The organism is Mycobacterium sp. THU-M104 (assembly GCF_049197365.1).
Taxonomy (GTDB): Bacteria; Actinomycetota; Actinomycetes; order Mycobacteriales; family Mycobacteriaceae; genus Mycobacterium.
Window position 1 is genome coordinate 25,255 of the sequence record NZ_JBMIOP010000025.1, and the last position, 19,775, is coordinate 45,029.

Annotated in this window: 19 protein-coding genes; 12 read left to right on the forward strand and 7 right to left on the reverse strand. The window is 70.5% G+C overall.

Going from position 1 to position 19,775, the window contains the following annotated elements; genetic code table 11:
* Positions 1-66: 66 nt before the first annotated feature.
* Positions 67-1,173, reverse strand: coding sequence for an iron-siderophore ABC transporter substrate-binding protein (locus ACOJVU_RS02180; protein ID WP_421528272.1), 1,107 nt, complete (start codon positions 1,171-1,173; stop codon positions 67-69).
* A gap of 164 nt (positions 1,174-1,337) precedes the next feature.
* Between ACOJVU_RS02180 and ctaD the strand changes: the two genes are divergently transcribed.
* From ctaD to ACOJVU_RS02220, 8 genes are all read left to right on the forward strand, one after another.
* Positions 1,338-3,083: a cytochrome c oxidase subunit I gene (gene ctaD / locus ACOJVU_RS02185; protein WP_421528273.1), complete on the forward strand. Its 1,746-nt coding sequence runs from the start codon at positions 1,338-1,340 to the stop codon at positions 3,081-3,083.
* 47 nt (positions 3,084-3,130) lie between these two features.
* The gene (gene serB, locus ACOJVU_RS02190) at positions 3,131-4,366 is read left to right on the forward strand and encodes a phosphoserine phosphatase SerB (protein WP_421528274.1); all 1,236 of its coding nucleotides are present in this window, start codon (positions 3,131-3,133) and stop codon (positions 4,364-4,366) included.
* A 63-nt stretch (positions 4,367-4,429) separates the two neighbouring features.
* A complete protein-coding gene (locus tag ACOJVU_RS02195; RefSeq protein ID WP_421528275.1) occupies positions 4,430-5,272 on the forward strand; it encodes an ABC transporter ATP-binding protein in 843 nt (280 codons plus the stop codon).
* Positions 5,269-6,123, forward strand: a complete 855-nt coding sequence (locus tag ACOJVU_RS02200) for an NUDIX hydrolase (protein WP_421528276.1) — start codon at positions 5,269-5,271, stop codon at positions 6,121-6,123. The genes ACOJVU_RS02195 and ACOJVU_RS02200 overlap by 4 nt, the downstream gene beginning before the upstream one ends.
* Entirely contained in the window at positions 6,120-6,806 is a 687-nt protein-coding gene (locus tag ACOJVU_RS02205) for an enoyl-CoA hydratase (protein ID WP_421528277.1), read from the forward strand. The genes ACOJVU_RS02200 and ACOJVU_RS02205 overlap by 4 nt, the downstream gene beginning before the upstream one ends.
* 200 nt (positions 6,807-7,006) lie before the next feature.
* Positions 7,007-7,975, forward strand: a complete 969-nt coding sequence (locus tag ACOJVU_RS02210; protein WP_421528278.1) for a class I SAM-dependent methyltransferase — start codon at positions 7,007-7,009, stop codon at positions 7,973-7,975.
* A complete protein-coding gene (locus ACOJVU_RS02215; protein WP_421528312.1) occupies positions 7,933-9,195 on the forward strand; it encodes a THUMP-like domain-containing protein in 1,263 nt (420 codons plus the stop codon). The genes ACOJVU_RS02210 and ACOJVU_RS02215 overlap by 43 nt, the downstream gene beginning before the upstream one ends.
* A gap of 72 nt (positions 9,196-9,267) precedes the next feature.
* Positions 9,268-9,960, forward strand: coding sequence for an esterase (locus tag ACOJVU_RS02220; RefSeq protein ID WP_421528279.1), 693 nt, complete (start codon positions 9,268-9,270; stop codon positions 9,958-9,960).
* Between the two features lie 3 nt (positions 9,961-9,963).
* On the opposite strand, the gene ACOJVU_RS02225 is transcribed toward ACOJVU_RS02220, so the two are convergent.
* A complete protein-coding gene (locus ACOJVU_RS02225; RefSeq protein WP_421528280.1) occupies positions 9,964-11,226 on the reverse strand; it encodes a PQQ-binding-like beta-propeller repeat protein in 1,263 nt (420 codons plus the stop codon).
* 193 nt (positions 11,227-11,419) lie between these two features.
* Between ACOJVU_RS02225 and ACOJVU_RS02230 the strand changes: the two genes are divergently transcribed.
* A complete protein-coding gene (locus tag ACOJVU_RS02230) occupies positions 11,420-12,157 on the forward strand; it encodes an acetyltransferase (RefSeq protein WP_421528281.1) in 738 nt (245 codons plus the stop codon).
* A gap of 20 nt (positions 12,158-12,177) precedes the next feature.
* On the opposite strand, the gene ACOJVU_RS02235 is transcribed toward ACOJVU_RS02230, so the two are convergent.
* From ACOJVU_RS02235 to ACOJVU_RS02245, 3 genes are read right to left on the reverse strand one after another with little or no spacing between them, the layout of a single operon-like run.
* Entirely contained in the window at positions 12,178-13,512 is a 1,335-nt protein-coding gene (locus ACOJVU_RS02235) for a cryptochrome/photolyase family protein (RefSeq protein WP_421528282.1), read from the reverse strand.
* A 15-nt stretch (positions 13,513-13,527) separates the two neighbouring features.
* Positions 13,528-14,007, reverse strand: a complete 480-nt coding sequence (locus ACOJVU_RS02240; protein ID WP_421528283.1) for a TspO/MBR family protein — start codon at positions 14,005-14,007, stop codon at positions 13,528-13,530.
* Positions 14,004-15,299: an MMPL family transporter gene (locus ACOJVU_RS02245; RefSeq protein WP_421528284.1), complete on the reverse strand. Its 1,296-nt coding sequence runs from the start codon at positions 15,297-15,299 to the stop codon at positions 14,004-14,006. The genes ACOJVU_RS02240 and ACOJVU_RS02245 overlap by 4 nt, the downstream gene beginning before the upstream one ends.
* 76 nt (positions 15,300-15,375) lie before the next feature.
* On the opposite strand from ACOJVU_RS02245, the gene ACOJVU_RS02250 reads away from it, so the two are divergent.
* The 3 genes from ACOJVU_RS02250 to ACOJVU_RS02260 are packed head-to-tail and all read left to right on the forward strand — an operon-like array spanning position 15,376 to position 18,208.
* Entirely contained in the window at positions 15,376-15,855 is a 480-nt protein-coding gene (locus ACOJVU_RS02250) for a MarR family winged helix-turn-helix transcriptional regulator (RefSeq protein WP_421528285.1), read from the forward strand.
* A gap of 17 nt (positions 15,856-15,872) precedes the next feature.
* Complete coding sequence (fni, locus tag ACOJVU_RS02255) at positions 15,873-16,895, forward strand: type 2 isopentenyl-diphosphate Delta-isomerase (protein WP_421528313.1); 1,023 nt, start codon at positions 15,873-15,875, stop codon at positions 16,893-16,895.
* Positions 16,896-16,909: 14 nt separating this feature from the next.
* Positions 16,910-18,208 (forward strand): glycosyltransferase, encoded by a 1,299-nt coding sequence (locus ACOJVU_RS02260; protein WP_421528286.1) that lies wholly within the window; start codon positions 16,910-16,912, stop codon positions 18,206-18,208.
* On the opposite strand, the gene ACOJVU_RS02265 is transcribed toward ACOJVU_RS02260, so the two are convergent.
* On the reverse strand, positions 18,149-18,715 hold the full coding sequence (locus ACOJVU_RS02265; RefSeq protein ID WP_421528287.1) for a MarR family winged helix-turn-helix transcriptional regulator: 567 nt from the start codon (positions 18,713-18,715) through the stop codon (positions 18,149-18,151). The two genes, ACOJVU_RS02260 and ACOJVU_RS02265, sit on opposite strands and share 60 nt — an antisense overlap.
* A gap of 113 nt (positions 18,716-18,828) precedes the next feature.
* Complete coding sequence (locus ACOJVU_RS02270; protein WP_421528314.1) at positions 18,829-19,773, reverse strand: DUF5914 domain-containing protein; 945 nt, start codon at positions 19,771-19,773, stop codon at positions 18,829-18,831.
* Positions 19,774-19,775: the final 2 nt, after the last annotated feature.

Sequence of the window (19,775 nt, forward strand, 5' to 3'; positions counted from 1 at the left end):
GCGCGTCTCTGGAAAGTTTAGCCACGTCAACGACTCGGGCCGTGCGACGGTCGGCTCACCACGGATTCAGTTGATCGGGGCGTTGACCCAACGCAGGTCGTCGACGATGCCGCGGGCCGCGACCAGCCCCTGGCCGGTCTGCCAGATCTCGTCGTTGACGACGAAGACACGCCTGTCCTGTGTCGCCGACAGTTTGCGCCAGGATGCGCTGTCGAAGAGGGTGGCGGCCCGCTGCGCCGCGGCCGGCGAGGCGCACGACACGTAGATGATGTCGGCGTCGGCGACGGAAAAATCCGGGACGCCCCGCGAGCCGTCCAGGTCGGCGTCAGTCGTGCCCATCTCGACGTAGGCCTTGTCGGTGAACCGCTGCGACGCCGGCCGGTCCACGCCCACCGCGTCGAGCACACTGGCCGGGAAGTTCCGGGCGCCGTACACGCGCAGGGTGTCCGTGGTCAACTGCACAATCGAGGCTTGGTAGTGGGCTGCGTCGTGCTTGGCCCCGATCCCGGTGGCCCATTCGGAGAACGCCTCGATCAGCCCGTCGACGGCGCCACCGCGGGCCGTGGTGGCACCGACACTGCGCAGGGTGTCCTCCCACTGGGCCCCGGGAGCCGCGGTGAACACCGTCGGCGCGATCGCCGCCAGCTGTGGGTACAGGGTGGGTGTCAGCCCCTGCGCACCGAGGATGAGATCGGGGTGCGCCGCCGCGATACCGACCAGATCCGGCTTACTGCGGGTGCCCACCCCGGGCAGGTCGCGCACCGCTTTGCCCAGGTAGGAGGGCTGGTTCGACGCGCCGTCGGGCAGGGCGGCGGCGATCACCCGCGACTGCAGCCCCAGCGCGCACAGCGCGTCGAGCTCGTCACCGGCCAGCACCACGATGCGTTGCGCCTCGGCCGGCACCCGAACCACGTCCGGGGTGACCCCCGCCGCGTTGTGGGCCTCCCGGGTGGGTGGCCCGGGATCGGCCGCGGCGGGTTCATTCGCGCACGACTGGTCGGCCCGGCGGTCATTGCCCAGCACTCCGGCGCCGGCGATCTGGGTGGTCGGGGTGACCAGCGACCGGGTCGGGGAGGAGGTCTTGGTGCCCGGGCCCGCGGAGCCGCAGGCGCTGCACGCTACTACCACGGCGGCCAGAGCGGCGGCGGTCGCCAGAAAGGGGGCGCGGAGCATGGCCCGACGCTAACATCCGGCCGGGTCCGCGCCCGGGTGTGAGCAACGGCATACCCGCACCGCCGAGGCGTTTACGACGGTTTGTAGGACTCGCGCTGACTTCGGCATGATCGGAGGTTAAGCTTTGTGATGACCCTGTCCGGGATGGATGTTTGGAGGAGCAGTTGACAGCCGAAGCGCCCCCCTTGGGACTACTCGACGCCGTCCGACCCTACCCGCCGCGGACCGGCCCCAAAGGCAATCTTGTCTACAAGCTGATCACCACGACCGATCACAAGGTGATCGGCATCATGTACGTGGTCACCTGCTTCATCATGTTTTTCATCGGCGGGCTGATGGCGTTGCTGATGCGCACCGAGCTGGCCGCGCCGGGACTGCAGTTCCTGTCCAATGAGCAGTACAACCAGCTGTTCACCATGCACGGCACGATCATGCTGCTGCTGTACGCGACGCCGGTCGTGTTCGGCTTCGCCAACCTGGTGCTGCCGCTGCAGATCGGGGCTCCCGACGTCGCGTTCCCGCGGCTCAACGCGTTCTCCTTCTGGCTGTTTCTGTTCGGCGGGTTGGTCGCCCTGGCCGGCTTCATCACCCCCGGCGGCGCCGCCGACTTCGGCTGGACCGCCTACACCCCGCTGACCGACGCCATCCACAGCCCCGGAGCGGGCGGCGACCTGTGGATCACCGGCCTGATCGTCGCCGGTCTGGGGACCATTCTGGGTGCGGTCAACATGATCACGACCGTGGTGTGCATGCGCGCGCCGGGCATGACGATGTTCCGGATGCCGATCTTCACCTGGAACACCCTGGTGACGTCCATCCTGATCCTGATCGCCTTCCCGGTCCTGACCGCCGCACTGTTCGGGCTGGCCGCCGACCGGCACCTGGGGGCCCACGTCTTCGACCCGGCCAACGGCGGGGTCCTGCTGTGGCAGCACCTGTTCTGGTTCTTCGGCCACCCCGAGGTCTACATCGTGGCGCTGCCGTTCTTCGGCATCGCCACCGAGATCTTCCCGGTGTTCGCCCGCAAACCGGTCTTCGGCTACACCACGCTGGTCTACGCGACGCTGTCGATCGCCGCTCTGTCGGTGGCGGTGTGGGCCCACCACATGTTCGCCACCGGCGCCGTGCTGCTGCCGTTCTTCTCCTTCATGACCTACCTGATCGCGGTTCCGACCGGGATCAAGTTCTTCAACTGGGTCGGCACCATGTGGAAGGGTCAGCTGACCTTCGAGACACCCATGCTGTTTTCGATCGGCTTCCTGGTCACCTTCCTGCTGGGCGGGCTGACCGGTGTGCTGCTGGCCAGCCCGCCGCTGGACTTCCACGTCACCGACAGCTACTTCGTGATCGCTCACTTCCACTACGTGCTGTTCGGCACCATCGTGTTCTCCACGTTCGCCGGCACCTACTTCTGGTTCCCGAAGATGACCGGCCGGCTGCTCGACGAGCGGCTGGGTAAGCTGCACTTCTGGCTGACGTTCATCGGCTTCAACACCACGTTTTTGGTGCAGCACTGGCTGGGCGACATGGGAATGCCGCGCCGCTACGCCGACTACCTGTCCACCGACGGCTTCCAGCCGCTGAACATCGTCTCGACGATCGGGGCGTTCATGCTGGGCGTGTCGATGTTCCCCTTCGTGTGGAACGTCTTCAAGAGCTGGCGCTACGGCGAGGTCGTGACCGTCGACGACCCGTGGGGGTACGGCAACTCGCTGGAGTGGGCCACCAGCTGCCCGCCACCGCGGCACAACTTCACCGAGCTGCCCCGGATCCGTTCGGAGCGCCCGGCATTCGAGTTGCACTACCCGCAAATGGTCGAACGGCTCCGCCGCGAGGCACACGTCGGTCGCGACCATGGTCCCGCGGACAAGGACGTCGCCCGGGCAGACGACGTGCACGTCCCCAGGTGACGAGCGGCAGCGTCCCGGGTCGCACATGAGCCACGAACGGGCCGCCGGTGAGCTCTGAGCTCAACGTCTCGGCGCTGATCACCGTCACCGGCGTGGATCGGCCGGGAGTGACGTCGGCGCTGTTCGAGGTGCTGTCCAAGCACGGCGTGGAACTGCTCAACGTCGAACAGGTGGTCATCCGGAGCCGGCTGACGCTGGGCGTGCTGGTGTCCTGCCCCGCCGAGGTCGCCGACAGCACCGCGTTGCGGGGCGACGTCGAATCGGCCATCGTCGGTCTCGGGCTCGACGTCAGCATCGAGCGCAGCGACGACGTGCCGATCATCCGGGATCCGTCCAGTCACACCATCTTCGTGCTGGGCCGCCCGATCACGGCCGGCGCGTTCAGCGCGGTCGCCCGCGAGCTCGCGGAGCTGGGCGTCAACATCGACCTCATCCGCGGTGTCTCCGACTACCCCGTCACCGGCCTGGAGCTGCGGGTCTCGGTGCCCCCGGGAGCCGACGCCGCCCTGCGTGCCGCCTTGAACCGCGTGTCCTGCGCCGAGCGTGTCGACGTGGCGGTCGAGGTGTACAGCCTGGAGCGGCGCTCCAAGCGGCTGATCGTGTTCGACGTCGACTCCACCCTGGTCCAGGGTGAGGTGATCGAGATGCTGGCGGCACGGGCGGGCGCCGAGGGTGCCGTCGCCGCGATCACCGAGGCCGCCATGCGCGGCGAGCTGGACTTCGCGGAGTCGCTCCAGCAGCGGGTGGCGACCTTGAAGGGCCTGCCCGCCACGGTGATCGACGAGGTCGCCGACCAGCTCGAACTGATGCCCGGCGCCCGGACCACGCTGCGCACGCTGCGGCGGCTGGGTTACCGCTGCGGCGTGGTGTCCGGGGGTTTCCGGGGCATCATCGACCCGCTGGCCCACGAGCTGATGCTCGACTTCGTCGCCGCCAACGAACTGGAGATCGTCGACGGCACCCTCACCGGGCGGGTCGTCGGCCCGATCGTCGACCGGGCCGGCAAGGCCGCGGCGCTGCGGGACTTCGCGGAGCAGGCCGGGGTGCCGATGGCCCAGACCGTCGCCGTCGGCGACGGCGCCAACGACATCGACATGCTGGCCGCCGCAGGGCTGGGCATCGCGTTCAACGCCAAGCCGGCGCTGCGCGAGGTCGCCGACGCCTCGTTGAGCCACCCCTACCTGGACACGGTGCTGTTCCTGCTGGGCGTCACCCGCGGCGAGATCGAGGCCGCCGACGCGGTCGACGGCGAGGTCCGCCGCGTGGAAATACCCTCCGACTGACCTGGTCGCGGGGCTGGGCGCCCCGGCACCCGCGGCGGCGCCGCGGTACGGCACGATGAACGGGTGCCCCAGAACGGAAGCGAGTCGGCCGACCCCGATCTGCTGCTCGAGTTCAGGAACGTCTCGCTGCGCCGGGATGGGCGCATCCTGGTCGGGCCGCTGGATTGGGCGGTCGAGCTGGACGAACGCTGGGTGATCGTCGGCCCCAACGGGGCCGGTAAGACGTCGCTGCTGCGCATCGCGGCGGCCGCCGAGCACCCGTCGTCGGGCATCGCCTTCGTACTGGGGGAGCGGCTGGGCCGGGTCGACGTGTCCGAGTTGCGCTCCCGGATCGGGCTGAGCTCGTCATCGCTGGCGCAGCGGGTGCCCGGCGAGGAGCTGGTGCGCGATCTGGTGGTCTCGGCCGGCTACGCGGTACTGGGCCGCTGGCGCGAGCGCTACGAGGACGTCGATTACCGCCGGGCTGTCGACATGCTGGAAAGCCTCGGCGCCGAGCACCTCGCCGACCGTACCTACGGCACCCTCTCGGAGGGCGAGCGCAAGCGGGTGCTGATCGCGCGGGCGCTGATGACCGATCCGGAGCTGCTGCTGCTCGACGAGCCCGCCGCCGGCCTGGACCTGGGCGGCCGCGAGGAGCTGGTGGCGCGCCTGGCCGACCTGGCCGCCGACCCCGACGCCCCTGCGCTGGTCCTGGTCACCCACCACGTGGAGGAGATTCCGCCCGGCTTCAGCCACTGCTTGCTGTTGTCGGAAGGCCGGGTGGTCGGCGCCGGCTTGCTGCCAGAGGTCCTGACCGCGGAAAATCTGTCCACCGCGTTCGGCCAGTCGATCGCCCTGGACGTCATCGACGGACGGTATTTCGCTCGGCGCGTCCGCGGCCGCGCGGCCCATCGGAGGCAACTATGACATCAGCACCCCAGTCCCCTCTTTTTCCGCGTCCCGCGGCCACCGTGATGCTGGTCCGCGACGCCGAGTGCGATGCGCGGGAAGGCCTGGACGTCTTTCTGATGCGTCGGCACGCGAAGATGCATTTCGCCCCCGGAACGATGGTGTTTCCCGGCGGCGGTGTCGATGAACGCGACCGCAACGCCGGGTTGGCGCGGCGGGGCGCCTGGGCCGGACCGCCGCCGCAGTGGTGGGCCCAGCGCTTCGGCATCGACACCGAGCTCGCCGAGGCGCTGGTCTGCGCCGCGGCCAGGGAGACCTTCGAGGAATCGGGGGTGCTGTTCGCCGGGCCGGCCGGCCAGTCCGGTCCGGCGCCGGACGGGATCGTCGGCGACGCCTCGGTGTACCGCGACGCCCGCCGGGCGCTCGCCGACGGGACACTGTCGTTCGCCGACTTCCTGCGCGAAGAGAAGCTGGAACTGCGCTCCGACCTGATGCGGCCGTGGGCCAACTGGGTCACCCCGGAAGCCGAACGCACCCGCCGGTACGACACATATTTCTTCGTGGCGGCCCTGCCGGACGGCCAGCGCGCCGACGGCGACAACACCGAGTCCGACCTCGCCGGCTGGACGACGCCGCAGGCGGCCATCGATGACTTCGCCGCCGGCCGCAACATCCTGCTGCCCCCGACCTGGACGCAGCTCGACTCGCTGTTGGGCCGGACTGTCGCCGACGTGTTGAGCCTCGAACGTCAGATCGTCACAGTGCAGCCGAAACTCGAGATCCAGGGTGACAACTGGGTTTTCGAGTTCTTCGATTCCGACCGCTATCACCGGGCCCGGGAGTCGGGCGGGCTGAAGTGGCCGCGTTGAGGGAGTTCGTCACCGTCGTGGCCGGCGACGGGCCGGCGGCGGGACTGGCCACGCTGGTGATCTCGAGGCCACCCACCAACGCCATGACGCGGCAGGTCTCCCGGGAAATCGCGGCCGCGGCCACCGAGGTGGCGGGGCGCGACGACATCGCCGCGGTGATCCTGTTCGGGGGCCACGAGATCTTCTCGGCCGGCGACGACATGCCCGAGTTGCGGACGCTGACGGCGCCGGAGGCCGACACCGCGACCCGGGTGCGCCGCGCCGCGATCGACGCGGTCGCGGCCATCCCCAAGCCCACCGTGGCGGCGATCACCGGCTATGCGCTGGGCTCCGGCCTCACACTGGCCCTGGCCGCCGACTGGCGCGTCAGCGGCGACAACGTCAAGTTCGGGGCCACCGAGATCCTGGCCGGCCTGATCCCCGGAGGCGGCGCATGGGAGCGGCTGACCAGCGCGATCGGCCCGAGCAGGGCCAAGGAACTCGTGTTCAGCGGCCGCTTCGTCGCCGCCGAGGAGGCGCTGGCGCTGGGGCTCGTCGAGGAGACGGTGGCCCCGGACGAGGTGTATGACGCCGCGGTGGCCTGGGCGGGGCGTTTTCTCGACGCGCCACCGAGCGTGCTGGCCGCGGCCAAACACAGCATCGACACGTGCTGCGGGCCGCGGATCGCCGCTCACCGCGGCTGATCGCGGGTTCTTCGCAGGGGCGGGCCAGCACTCGAGGTGGCCTCTGCCGACGCCTCAGCGAAGCGCGCCGGGTCTCTTGGTCATGGATCCTTGACACGCGGTGCGGGTCAACCCCGCCGACATCGGGCTGATATTCGGCGAGGCGATCCTCGGATCACTCTAGACGGGTGCCGACACCCATCATCTAGGCTGGGGCGACCATGGCCAGTACCGACCCGTCGCCGCCTTACCACGTCACCGCCGAGCAGGTGGAGGCCGCCCGGAACGACAGCAAACTCGCCCAGGTGCTCTACCACGACTGGGAAGCCGAAACCTACGACGAGAAGTGGTCGATCTCCTACGACCAGCGCTGCGTCGACTATGCTCGCGGCCGATTCGACGCGATCGTGCCCGGCGAGGTAGCCCGAGAACTTCCCTACGAGCGGGCTCTGGAATTAGGTTGCGGCACAGGGTTTTTCCTGTTGAACCTGATCCAGGCCGGGGTGGCCCGCCGCGGCTCGGTCACCGACCTGTCGCCGGGCATGGTCAAGGTCGCCACCCGCAACGGGCGGGCGCTGGGCCTGGACATCGACGGCCGGGTCGCCGACGCCGAGGGCATACCCTACGACGACGACACGTTCGACCTGGTGGTCGGGCATGCCGTGCTGCACCACATCCCGGACGTGGAGCTCTCGCTTCGCGAGGTGTTGCGGGTGCTGCGGCCGGGCGGCCGGTTCGTGTTCGCCGGCGAGCCGACCAGTGCCGGTGACGTCTACGCCCGCACCCTGTCCACGCTGACCTGGCGGGTCACCACCACCGTGACCAGGTTGCCGGGACTGGGCGGCTGGCGCCGCCCACAGGCCGAGCTCGACGAGTCCTCGCGCGTCGCGGCGCTGGAGGCCATCGTCGACCTGCACACCTTCACACCCGATCAACTCGAGCGCATGGCCGTCAACGCCGGTGCCGTCGCGGTGCGTACCGCCAGCGAGGAGTTCACCGCGGCGATGCTGGGCTGGCCGATCCGCACCTTCGAGGCGTCGGTGCCGCCCGGGCGCCTGGGCTGGAGCTGGGCGCGTTTCGCCTTCGCCAGCTGGAAGGCCCTGAGCTGGGTGGACGCCGGACTGTGGCGGCACGTGGTGCCCAAAGGCTGGTTCTACAACGTGATGATCACCGGGGTCAAACCCTCCTGAGCCACCTCGTCTTCGGCGCCGACGACGTCAGCTACCTGCGGTCGTCCCCGGGCGCTTCGGCGCTGGCCGCGGTCGCCGAGCTCGGGCTGACCGACGCCACCCGCATCGCCGACGTCGCCGCGGTGCGAGCCCGATTCGGCGAGAAGGCCGCGGTCCTGGTGGAGACCACGCTGCTGCGCAGGCGCGCCTTCGACCAGCCCGGCAAGCTCGGGCCGTTGGGCCGGCAGGTGTCCCAGTGGCTGTTCACCGGCGAGGCGTTGCAGCAGGCGACCGCGGCGCCGGTGGCGCTGCACCGGGCCGCGCGCCTGGCCGCCGGGCCGGACGGCCCAGACGTCGTGGTGCACGACGCGACCTGCTCGGTCGGTACCGAACTGGCCGCGCTGCACGGCGCGGGGGTGCGGGCGCTGGGCAGCGACATCGACCCGGTCCGCCTGGCCATGGCACACCACAATGTGGGCGCGACGGCCGTGCTCTGCCGCGCCGACGCGCTGCATCCGGTGACCCGCGACACCGTCGTCCTCGTGGACCCCGCGCGTCGCCACGGCGGCCGCCGCCGCCTGAATCCCGACGACTACCGGCCCGCGCTGGGCCGGCTGATCGACCTGTATCGCGGGCGCCACCTCGTCGTCAAGTGCGGCCCGGGAATGGATTTCGGCATGCTGCGACGCTGCGGGTTCGACGGCGAGATCGAGGTCACGTCGTACCGGGGTTCGGTCCGGGAGGCGTGCCTGTGGTCGGCCGGGCTGGCCGAACCGGGTGTGCGCCGCCGCGCGAGCATCCTCGACGGGGCCTCGCCGGGCGAACAGATCAGCGACATCGAGCCCGAGGACTGCGGTGTGCGGCCGCACGGGCGCTGGATCGTCGACCCCGACGGCGCGGTGGTGCGCGCCGGGTTGGTGCGGCACTACGGCACCCGCCACGGTCTGTGGCAACTCGACCCCGACATCGCCTACCTGTCCGGAGACCGGCTGCCGCCGGGGGTCCGTGGCTTCGAAGTGCTCGACGAGGTGGCGTTCGACGAGCGCCGGCTCCGTCAGGTGCTGGCGGCGCGGGACTGCGGGGCGGTCGAGATCCTGGCGCGCGGGGTGCGCCTCGACCCCGACGCGCTGCGGCGGCGGCTGCGCCTGCGCGGCGACCAGCCGCTGTCAGTGGTCGTCACCCGGATCGGCGCCGGGGCCGCCGGGCGCGCAACGGCGTTCGTTTGCCGCCCGTCGCGATAGCGCCCAGGTACGCTGTCGACGGTCATTTTCCCGGGCGCCCGAGCCTGTTGAGTCTGCGAGGACAATTCGACGATGCGTAACCTGATCGTGGCCGCGGTGCTCTTACCTGCGGTTGTGCTGGGCTGGCCGGGCCCACCATGGGCCTTTGCCGCGCCGTCGGCGTGTGCGGGCCTGGGCGGCGTGGTGGAGGACACCCACGTGTGCCGCGTGCGCGCCACGGCGCCCACCTACATGCTCGACCTGACATTTCCGGTGGACTACCCCGATCAACAGGCGCTGACCGACTACATCACGAGGAACCGGGACGGGTTCGTCAACGTGGCGAAGAGTTCCGGCTCGCGCGACCAGCCCTACCAGCTGCAGGCCACCAGCGAACAACACAGTTCCGGGCAGCCGCCGTCCGGCACCCGCAGCGTGGTGCTCAAGTTCTTCGAAGACCTCGGGACGCACCCGTCCAACTGGTACAAGGCATTCAACTACAACCTGGGCACCAAGGCGCCGATCGCCTTCGAGAACCTGTTCGCGCCCGGCACCACACCGCTGGACGCCATCTTCCCGATCGTGCAGCGTGACCTGGAACGTCAGAGCCCCTTCGGGGTGACCATCCTGCCCTCGACCGGCACGGACCCGTCGCATTACCAGAACTTCGCCATCACCGACGACGCGCTGATCTTCTACTTCGCGCCGGGGGAGATGCTGCCGGCGTTCTCCGGACCGGTGCAGGCCCAGGTGCTCCGCAACGCGATCCCGCCGCTGGCACTGTAGCGGTCACGCCGGCGCGAATCCGTATACCTGCCCGTCGCTGGTGGCGGCCACCACGCGGCGGTCCTTGCCGACCGAGACCCCGACCGGGTACCCGGTGGCGGCGGGCAGCGGATAGCTGTTGGTCGTGTGGCCGTTGCCGGGATCGAACACCAGCAGCGACATGCCGGGCGCGTCGTCGTGCGGCGGGCCGGCGACCACGGTGTAGCCGACACCGCCGGCCAGGCTCGACGACGACAGGGGGATGACGTCGTCGCGGCGCCAGACCCGCTCGGCGTGGTCACCGGCGTCGGTGAAGGCGGCCAGCCGGGTGTCGGGGCCGCCGCCGGACACGATCAGTCCCTGCGGGGTCACCGCGGGCGGTGTCTGCGCCAAGAACCCCAGCGGCACCGACCACTTCGCCTTCCCGTCGGCGGTGCTCAACGCCCACAGCCGCTCGTCGCGGCCGTTGACATAGGCGGTCGAACCGTCCGCGGACAGCACCGGGCTGGCGATGACGCCGGCGCCCACCGCGTCGCTCGTCCAGTCGCGGGCGAGCCGGCCGTCACGGTACTTCAGGCCGACGACCTGTGCGGCCGGGGCGTCCGGCTGCCAGACGCCGAGCACGATCGCTCCGTTGGCCGTCGAGAAGGCGGGCGCCGCCGCGACCGGGCAGCCCGCCAGGGCCGGCGCGCAGTCCGCCAGGCCGCGCGTCGCGTCGGTCGGGTCGACGCCGTCCACGAGGTCCAGCGGGCTGCCGACGATCTGGCCGCGGCGGGTGTCGAAAACCAGCGCCTGTCCCAGATGGGTGACGACCAACAGGTGGCCGTGCCCCAGAAAGCGGGGGGTGGTCGGCATCCCGATCACCGGCTTGCGCCACCGCGTCCACTGCGTCACCGGGAAGGAGACGATGGCCCCCGGCTGGCCGATGTAGAGGTTGTCGAAGCCGTCGAACAACGGGCCGGCGAAGCCGCCGCCCTGGACGAGCCGCACGCACCAGCGTTGCCGGCCGTTGTCGTCGTTCTGCCACTCCACGAGCGAGCAGCCCGACGGTGTCTGCGCGTTGAGCGCGAGGTAGCTGCGTGCGCTCAGGGCCGGGCCGGCCCCCAACGAACCCTTGACCGCACGCGTCCACTGCAACGACAGCGTGGTGGCTCCGCTCGTGGTGGTGTAGCTGCTGTTGGCCGCGTCGCCGTACTGGGCGGGCCACCCCTGCGCCGGTGCCGCATCCACCCACGAGTCGGTGTTGCCGCAGCCGCCCAGCCCCACCGAGACGGCGGCCGCGGCCACCGCAGCCGCCCAACGTCGAAGCCCGGGCAGGAGATGTCGGGCAAGCACGTGTGGTTCCCAGATCCTTCCGCGAGGGCGTGTGGCACGAGCAGCGAACGAGTACAGGTGAGGGTAACCCGGGCGATCGCGCCGGGGCGCGATCGCCCGGCACCCGCGCCCACCGATTCGGCGCACCCGGTTAAGCTTTCCGGCCATGACGTCCATGTGGGGTGCCCCGATCCATCGCCGCTGGCGTGGATCGCGGATACGTGACCCACGACAGGCCAGGTTCCTCACGCCGGCTTCGCTGCGGTGGGTGCTGGCCAACCGCGCCTACACCCCGTGGTACCTGGTGCGCTACTGGCGGCTGCTCAGGTTCAAGCTGGCCAACCCGCACATCATCACCCGCGGGATGGTGTTCTTGGGCAAGGATGTCGAGATCCACGCGACACCGGAGTTGGCCCAGCTCGAGATCGGCCGCTGGGTGCACATCGGGGACAAGAACACCATTCGCGCCCACGAGGGCTCGCTGCGGTTCGGCGACAAGGTGGTGCTGGGCCGCGACAACGTCATCAACTGCTACCTGGACGTCGAGCTCGGCGATTCGGTGCTGATCGCCGACTGGTGCTACGTCTGCGATTTCGACCACCGTATGGACGACATCACCGTGCCGATCAAGGATCAGGGCATCATCAAGTCCCCGGTCCGGATCGGTCAGGACACCTGGGTCGGAGTCAAGGCGACGGTGCTGCGCGGCACCGCCATCGGGCGGGGCTGCGTGCTGGGCTCGCACGCGGTGGTCCGCGGCGTCATCCCCGACTTCTCGATCGCCGTCGGCGCGCCGGCCAAGGTGATCAAGAACCGCCGGCTGACCTGGGAGAGCTCAGCCGCCCAGCGCGCCGAGCGGGCCGCGGCGCTGGCCGACATCGAACGCAAGAAGGCGGCTCGCTGAGCTGCTGGTAGCGGCCCGGATCAGCCGAGGCCGCGATAGCGGCGCAGCGCCTCGGCCCGCTCGGCGGTGTGGTCGACGATCGGCTCCGGATACCCCGGGGGGCGTTCGCCTTTGCGTAGGTGCACGTCGTCGACGCCGGCCAGTTCGGGAACCCAGCGCCGGATGTAGTCGCCCGCGGGGTCGAACTTCTCGCCCTGCGCGGCGGGGTTGAGCACCCGAAAGTACGGTGCGGCGTCGGTGCCGCAGCCTGCGCTCCACTGCCAGCCGTGCTGGTTGTTGGCCACGTCGCCGTCCACAAGCTGGTCCAGGAACCACTCGGCGCCCCACTGCCAGGGCAGGTGAAGGTCTTTGACCAGAAACGACGCGACGACCATCCGCAGCCGGTTGTGCAGGAAGCCGGTTTCGCGCAGCTGCCGCATGCCGGCGTCGACGAACGGGAAACCGGTCCTGCCGGACTTCCAGCACTCGAAGCGGCGTTTCGCCTCGGCTCCGCCGTCGATCCGGATGTCGTCGAAGTCGCGGTTCCAGTTGCGCCAGGCGCTGGCCGGCCAGTGATAGAGCACGTCGGCGTAGAAATCGCGGAATGCCAACTCCCGCAAGTACGCCTGCGCTCCGCCGTCATTCAGGTCCAACTCGGCGGCCAGGGTGCGGGGATGGATGGTGCCGAACTTCAGGTGCGCCGACATCCGGCTGGTGCCCCCGATGTCGGGCCTGTTGCGGTCCTGCGCGTAGTGCTGCAGCCCGGCGTGCAGGAACGCCTCCCATGCCTGCAGCGCGGCCCGCTCCCCGGCGGCGAGGTCCAGAGCCGCGCCGGGGTCGGGGATCTGGCACTGCTCGGCCCGCAGCCGCGCCGGGTCGACCCAGCGCGCCGCGGTGGCGCCGGAACGCGCGGGGCCCCGCCAACCGACGTCGCGCCACCGGTGGAAGAAGGGGGTGAACACGCGGTAGGGGGTGCCGTCCGGCTTGGTGACCCGCCCCGGCGAAACCAGGTACGGCGAGCCCGTGGCCACCACAGGTACGGGATCCAGGGCCGCGCGTACCCGATCGTCGCGGCGCCGTCCGAATGGCGCGAAGTCCTGTGAGACATGCACCGCCGTCGCGTCGATCTCCTGGGCGATCTGCGGAATCCGCTCCTCGGGACGGCCACGGGTCACCAGCAACCGGCCGTCGAGATCCTCGCGCAGCCGGCGTAACGAGTCGCCCAGGAACTGGAGGCGGCGGCGCCCCGACGACGCCTCCAGCCGCGGGTCGAGCACGAAGCAGGCGAGCACCTCGCCGCGGTCCGCGGCGGCGGCGGCCAGGGCAGGATGATCACCCAGTCGCAGATCGCGGCGAAACCATAACAGTGTCGGCACTTTTCGCCGCTCCGCTCAGCGGTTGAGCCGCCAGATGCGGGCGGCCAGGACGGTAGCGAAGGTGCACCACAGCGGGTAGGGCGCCAGTGCCAGCCCGGCCCGGGGGTCGGCCTGCGTGGCGCGACGGGCGAGGTCGGCGCTGCTGGCCGCCAGCACCGCGGCGCCCACGGCGGACGCGCCGAGTTTGTGGTACCGGAAGAACAGCCAACTCCATCCCGCGTTGAGTGTCAGGTTGACACCGAGCGCGGCCATGTAGGCGCGCGCCCGGTCGTCCTGTCCGGCTGCGCGAAACCGGTCGATGGTCACTGCAGAGGCGGCGGCGATGTCCCCATAGAGGGTGGTCCACACCACCGGGAACGCGACCCGGGGCGGCTGATAGCGCGGCTTGCGCAGCCGCGAGTACCAGTCGGGCACCCGTTTCGGGCTGGCGATGCCTCCGGTGCCGGCGGCGGCGGCGACGGCCAGCGAGGTGGCAGCCAGTATCGACCTGTTCATGATCTGCTCCGTTCTTGTCGGGGTTCAACACTTTCGGCACGGTGTGGATCGGTGGGCCACCAGGTGTTCGCGCCGGCGAGGGCGAACAGCGCGGGGAGAACCAAGGTGCGCACGACGAACGTGTCGAGCAGGATGCCCACCCCTACGATGATGCCCAGCTGGGTCAGCACGATCAGCGGCAACACCGCCAGTACGCAGAAGACAGCCGCCAGAACGATTCCCGCGCTGGTGATCACGCCGCCCGTCGCCGCCACCGCGCGGACCATGCCCTCGCGTGCGCCGTGCCCAGCGGCCTCCTCGCGGGCGCGGGTGACCAGGAAGATGGTGTAGTCGACGCCGAGTGCGGCCAGGAACAAAAACGCGAACAACGGTGTGCTGTTGTCCAGCGCCGGGAATCCGACGACGTGGCTGCCCGACCAGCCGCCCGCGCCGAGGGCGGCCAGCGCGCCGAGGATCGTGGCGCCCAGCAGGATCGGGGGCGCGAGCGCTGAACGCAGCAGCACGTAGAGCACTGCCAGGATCACGGCCAGAATTGCCGGGACGATCACCGTGCGGTCGCGGGTGGCTGCGTCGCGGACGTCGAGGGCCTGGGCGTCCGCCCCGCCCACCACGGTGCCGGGAGCGGTCCGGCGAGTCGAATCACGAAGCGCCGCACCAATGGTGAAGGCACGATCGGAGGCCGGCGGGGCGTCGAGCACCACCGACCACATCGTGCGTCCCGACGCGGATGCGGACTCGGTGACCGAGACGATGCCGGGGGTGGCGGCGACGGCGGCGTGCACCTGCGGCGCCCGCGCGGCGGGCGCGACGACCAGCGTCGGGTTGACCAGACCAGCCGGGAAGTGCGCGGCCACGACGTCGTATCCCGACACCGAGTCCGCCCGGACCCGGAACTGCTCGGTCTGCGACAACCCGATCCGGGTGCCCAGCAGGCCGGTGGCCAGGGCCACCAGCACGGTGACCGCCCGCATCCGGGCGCCGGCCGCGCGGGCCGCCGACAGGTTCGCGGCGTCCAACGGTGTGCCGTCGGCGCGGGTGACGACGAGGATCAGCGGCACCCGGTCACCGCCGGGAAACCGGCCGGCCACGGCGGCGACCTTGGCGGAGTCGGAGCCGGCGGGCACCGACTGCGGCGCCTGACCCGCCGCCGCGTTGCCGCCGACGAGCACCACGAACCCGACGCCCAGCAGCACCGCGCCAAATCCGGGCAGCCACGACCTCCGGCCTGTCGTCGCGGCCGCCACCGCGTTCCAATGCGTGCCCCAATCCGTGAGTTTCACTAACTTAAACATTAACCGACTTAACAAATATTCGTCGTCGCGGTACGCTGACCTTCTGATGAACCCGGATGGGAGTACCGCGAAACGGATGGGACTCGAAGCGCTGATCGCCGCCGACGCGCGCGCCCTGGCGGCCGAATCCGACCAGTTGGGAAGGGTTTTCGCGGCGGCACACCAGGTGCACCCCAGCGATTTTCGCGCCCTTGTCCACGTACTGGTGGCCGAGGGCGAAGGAAACCCGCTGACATCGGGCGATCTGCGCCACAAGATGGGCCTCTCCGCGGCGGCCATCACCTACCTCGTCGAGCGGATGATCAACTCGGGTCACTTCCGGCGCGAGTCCGATCCGTCCGACCGGCGCAAGGTCATCCTGCGGTATTCCGCCGAGCGGCGCGACGTCGCCGAGGCGTTCTTCACCCCGCTGGCAGCGCATACCTACGCCGCCATGGCGGATCTGCCCGACGACGACCTGATAGCCGGGCATCGGGTGCTGACCGCGCTGATCATGGCGACGCGAAGGTTTTTGGACGAACTGCAGGCCTCGGGCGCCGACGTGGATGTCACGTGAGCACAGACCGCGGTGAGATGACCACGCGCAAGCGGCGCCATATCGATGTGTGCCTCGACGGAGACGTCGGCTACCGTGGCATCACGACGGGTCTGGAGCGCTACCGCCTACCCTACAACGCACTGACTCAGACCAATTTGGACGACATCGACCTTTCCACCGAATTCCTCGGCTCGCCGTTGCGGGCGCCCGTTCTGGTCGGCGCCATGACCGGCGGCGCCGAACTGTCGGGCACCATCAACCGCAATCTGGCCACCGCCGCGCAGCGACTCGGCATCGGCATGATGCTCGGGTCGCAGCGTGTGATGCTCGACAGCGTGTCGGGGGAGCGGGCCGCCGCAAGCTTCACCGTGCGCGACGTGGCCCCCGACGTGCTGTTGTTCGGCAACATCGGCCTGGCGCAACTGACCAAGGACACGGTGCCCGACATCGTCGCGGCGCTGGACAGGGTTGGAGCCAATGCGCTTGCGGTGCACACCAATCCGCTACAGGAGGCGATCCAGCGGGGCGGCGACACCGATTTCGCGGGTTCGCTCGACCGCCTGCACGACCTGAGCGGCCAGCTGGGCTATCCGGTGCTGCTGAAGGAGGTCGGCCACGGCATCGGCGGTGCAGCGGTGGCCGACCTGCTGGCGCTTTCCGGCGTTCCGCCGGTGGCCGCCATCGACGTGGCCGGCGCGGGCGGTACGTCGTGGTCGCGGGTCGAGCAGTTGGTCCGGTACGGCGAACTGCGCTACCCGGACCTGGCCGACTGGGGGATACCCACCGCGCAGGCGATCTGTGAGGTGCGCGCCGCGCTGCCCCAGATCCCGCTGGTGGCCTCCGGGGGCATCCGCACCGGCATGGACGCGGCCAAGTCCCTGGTCCTGGGTGCCGACGTGGTGGCGATCGCCCGCCCGCTGCTGCCCGCGGCGATCGAGTCCGCGGAGGCGGCGACGTCGTGGCTGCAGCGGTTTGTCGACGAGCTGCGGGTGTGTTTGCACTGTTGTGGTGCGCCCGATCTGCGTGCCCTGCGCACCGTCGGTGTGACGGACGCCTGACGGCGGGAACACGCATGGCCGTGATTCTGGCCTACGGGTCCCCCGCACTGGGGCACCTCTACCCGATGGGCGCGCTGCTGCGCGAGCTGGCCGGCCGCGGCCACCGGGTCCATCTGCGCACCCTGGCCACCGAAGTCGAGGCCATGCGCAGGCTCGGCATCCAGACCGAGGCCGTCGACCCCCGGATCGAGACCATCACCGGGCGGGATTGGCTGGCGGGCAACGCCTTGGACGTGCTGCGGGAAACGATCGACGTCCTGTGCCGGCGCGCGGTCATCGAGGTCGGGGATCTGCGCCGGGGAATCGAAAGCGTACGGCCCGACGCGGTCATCGTCGACGCGAACTGCTGGGGAGCGATGTCGCTGGCCGAAGCCACCGGCGTGCCCTGGCTGGTGTTCTCGCCGTTCACCCCCTATCTGCGCTCCCGTGGCGCTCCGCCGTTCGGTCCCGGACTACGCCCGCTGCCCGGTGTTCTCGGTGCCGTCCGCGACGCCTCGATGCGGCCGTTCGTGACCTACCTCTTCGACCGCCGGGTGATGCCGCGGGTCAACGCCGTGCGCGCGGACCTCGGTGTGCCGGCCGTCGACTCGGTGGACGCTCTGATGCGCCGCGCCCCGCTGATGTTGGCCGTCGGCGGCGAGCCCTTCGAGTATCCCCACCCCGACTGGGGCGATGCGGTGCACTTCCTCGGCGCCTGTGAGTTCGAGCCCGCGCCGGTGGCCGTGCCGGACTGGTTGACCGCCATCGACCGCCCGATCGTGCTGGTCAGCACCTCCTCGATCGCCCAGGCCGACGCCCGGCTCGGTCGTATCGCCGTGCAGGCGTTGGCCGGCGAGCCGGTTCACGTGGTCGTGACTTTTCCCGCCGGCGTGCCGGCGGGACTGCCGCGGTCGCCCAACGCCACGGTGTGCCGGTTCCTGAGCCACGGTGTGGCCCTCGACCGCGCCGTCTGCGCCGTCACACACGGGGGGATGGGCACCACCGTCAAGTCCCTCGATCGCGGTGTCCCGGTCTGCGTGGTGCCCTTCGCCCGCGACCAGGCCGAGGTCGCGCGCCGGGTGCAGATGGCCGGCTGCGGCATCCGGCTGCCGGCGAAGAGGCTTACCGCCGCGCGGCTGCGGGAGGCGGTGCGCACGACGATCACGATGGCCGACGGCGCGCGCCGGGTTTCCGCGGGCTTTGCCGCGACCGGGGGGGTGGCGCACGGCGCGGACGTGATCGAACAGCGCCTACTGCGCGGGGTTCCGCCGGGTCTACCGCGAGCTGCCCTGCCGCCGTCGCGGGGTCGCAGCCTCTCGCCTGACGTCGGCTGACCCTTTCGTCGGTTCCGGAGCGAGCTCGTCTTCGAAACTGACCATCGCGTCGATCATCGCGGAGAAGACCCGGTGCGCGGCACGCAGGTCGTCGTCGCTCAGCTCGGCCAGCGCGTGGGACAGATGCTTACCGAGGGGCGTGAAGAACTCGCGGGCCAGCTCCATGCCGCTGTTCTCGTAGCGCAGGAGCCACTTGCGACGGTCCTGCGGGTCGGCTTCGCGCCGGATGTGGCCCGATTCGATCATCCGGTCGACGAGGTAGGTGATCGCCGCGGGTGAGACATCCATGCGCTGACCCAGCTGCGCCAACGTCAGCGGACTGCCCGCGGTCTCGGACACCATGATGTGCAGGAGGGCGTGAAAATCATTGCTGTTCACGTCGTTCGTCCGCGCGAAGTGGCGGCCTATCCGGTCGGACTGGGCGGTGATCGCCCGCAGATCGGCCGACAGGCACTTCTCCAGCTCGACCCGTGGGGGCGGTGGATCGAGTGCGCGCCGCCTGCTCACCTACCCGCATCCTTCATCAGAGGTACCAGGGTATCGGCGCACTCGGCCAAAGACCTAATGCGGCCCGCAGTGTGCGCCCGCGGTAGCGGCCACGACCGCGGCACAGGTGTTCTTCATCGACCGTCCGTGCGCACCCGATAGCGGCGTGCGGCGTAGACCATGTCGTCGCGCCACAGCCGGGCGGAGGCGTAGCGTATCAGCGGCGTGACCAGCGGGGCGGCGTGGCGCGCGACCGCAAACCCGGGGCGTTGTGACGTCGCGACGGTGGCCTCGAGCACCGCGACACCGGGCCGCCCGTCCGGCCCGGGACCGGTTGGGGTGGCGTGGGTTTCGACCACGCTGCCCGTTCCTTCACCTTCGATGATGCGCATCAGCACGGTGCGCGCATCGGGGGTGGTGAATTCCGCGATCACCGGCACACCGAAGCGGCCCATCCGGAAGGTCACCGACACCAGGAAGCGGTCGTCCTCCTCGGTCGGGGTGGCGAGCACCTCCAGCCGGGTGAACGAATAGGGGTGAAACCAGGCGCCGTGCCACGGGTCGAGCCGGTTGGCGATGACGTCGCACGGTTCGCAGCTGCCGTGCAGGCGGGTGACGGCCGCCAGCGTGGCGCCGGCCGGCCTCGCCGGGACCACCGGCGCGTCCAGCGGCGCCTCGCCGCCGACGGCGTCCATCCGCACCCACGCCAGCACACCGTCGTCGTAGGCGGGCAGAGGGCGCCAACCGAATTCGCAGCCGTCGCCGTCGAGGGCCAGGCCGTGCCAGCGACAGAACAAGACACCGTCGCGCACGATTCCGGTGGCAAGGTCGGCGCCCAGATGCGGGCACCCTCCGGGACCGACCCGCAGCCCGCCCTGTCGGTCGCGCCAGGCGACGAGTTCGCGCCCGGCGACACGCGCTCCCAGCGGCCGGCCGGCGCGCACGTCGCGGCTGCCCGCGAACACGAACCAGTTGCCGGTCGGCTTGCGTTGCGAGCGCTGCAGTGCGGCCTCGATGACGGCCGGCCGGGCCTCGCGGTAGGTCGGTTGCTGCGTAGTCCATGCCACCCGCGGAACCATCT

Bases quoted from the DNA above. Each gene is read 5' to 3' on its own strand.
- ACOJVU_RS02180 (WP_421528272.1), bottom strand. From the start codon at position 1,173: ATGCTCCGCGCCCCCTTTCTGGCGACCGCCGCCGCTCTGGCCGCCGTG.
- ACOJVU_RS02200 (WP_421528276.1), top strand. From the start codon at position 5,269: ATGACATCAGCACCCCAGTCCCCTCTTTTTCCGCGTCCCGCGGCCACC.
- ACOJVU_RS02210 (WP_421528278.1), top strand. From the start codon at position 7,007: ATGGCCAGTACCGACCCGTCGCCGCCTTACCACGTCACCGCCGAGCAG.
- ACOJVU_RS02220 (WP_421528279.1), top strand. From the start codon at position 9,268: ATGCGTAACCTGATCGTGGCCGCGGTGCTCTTACCTGCGGTTGTGCTG.
- ACOJVU_RS02230 (WP_421528281.1), top strand. From the start codon at position 11,420: ATGACGTCCATGTGGGGTGCCCCGATCCATCGCCGCTGGCGTGGATCG.
- ACOJVU_RS02240 (WP_421528283.1), bottom strand. From the start codon at position 14,007: ATGAACAGGTCGATACTGGCTGCCACCTCGCTGGCCGTCGCCGCCGCC.
- ACOJVU_RS02245 (WP_421528284.1), bottom strand. From the start codon at position 15,299: ATGTTTAAGTTAGTGAAACTCACGGATTGGGGCACGCATTGGAACGCG.
- ACOJVU_RS02250 (WP_421528285.1), top strand. From the start codon at position 15,376: ATGGGACTCGAAGCGCTGATCGCCGCCGACGCGCGCGCCCTGGCGGCC.
- fni (WP_421528313.1), top strand. From the start codon at position 15,873: ATGACCACGCGCAAGCGGCGCCATATCGATGTGTGCCTCGACGGAGAC.
- ACOJVU_RS02260 (WP_421528286.1), top strand. From the start codon at position 16,910: ATGGCCGTGATTCTGGCCTACGGGTCCCCCGCACTGGGGCACCTCTAC.
- ACOJVU_RS02270 (WP_421528314.1), bottom strand. From the start codon at position 19,773: ATGGTTCCGCGGGTGGCATGGACTACGCAGCAACCGACCTACCGCGAG.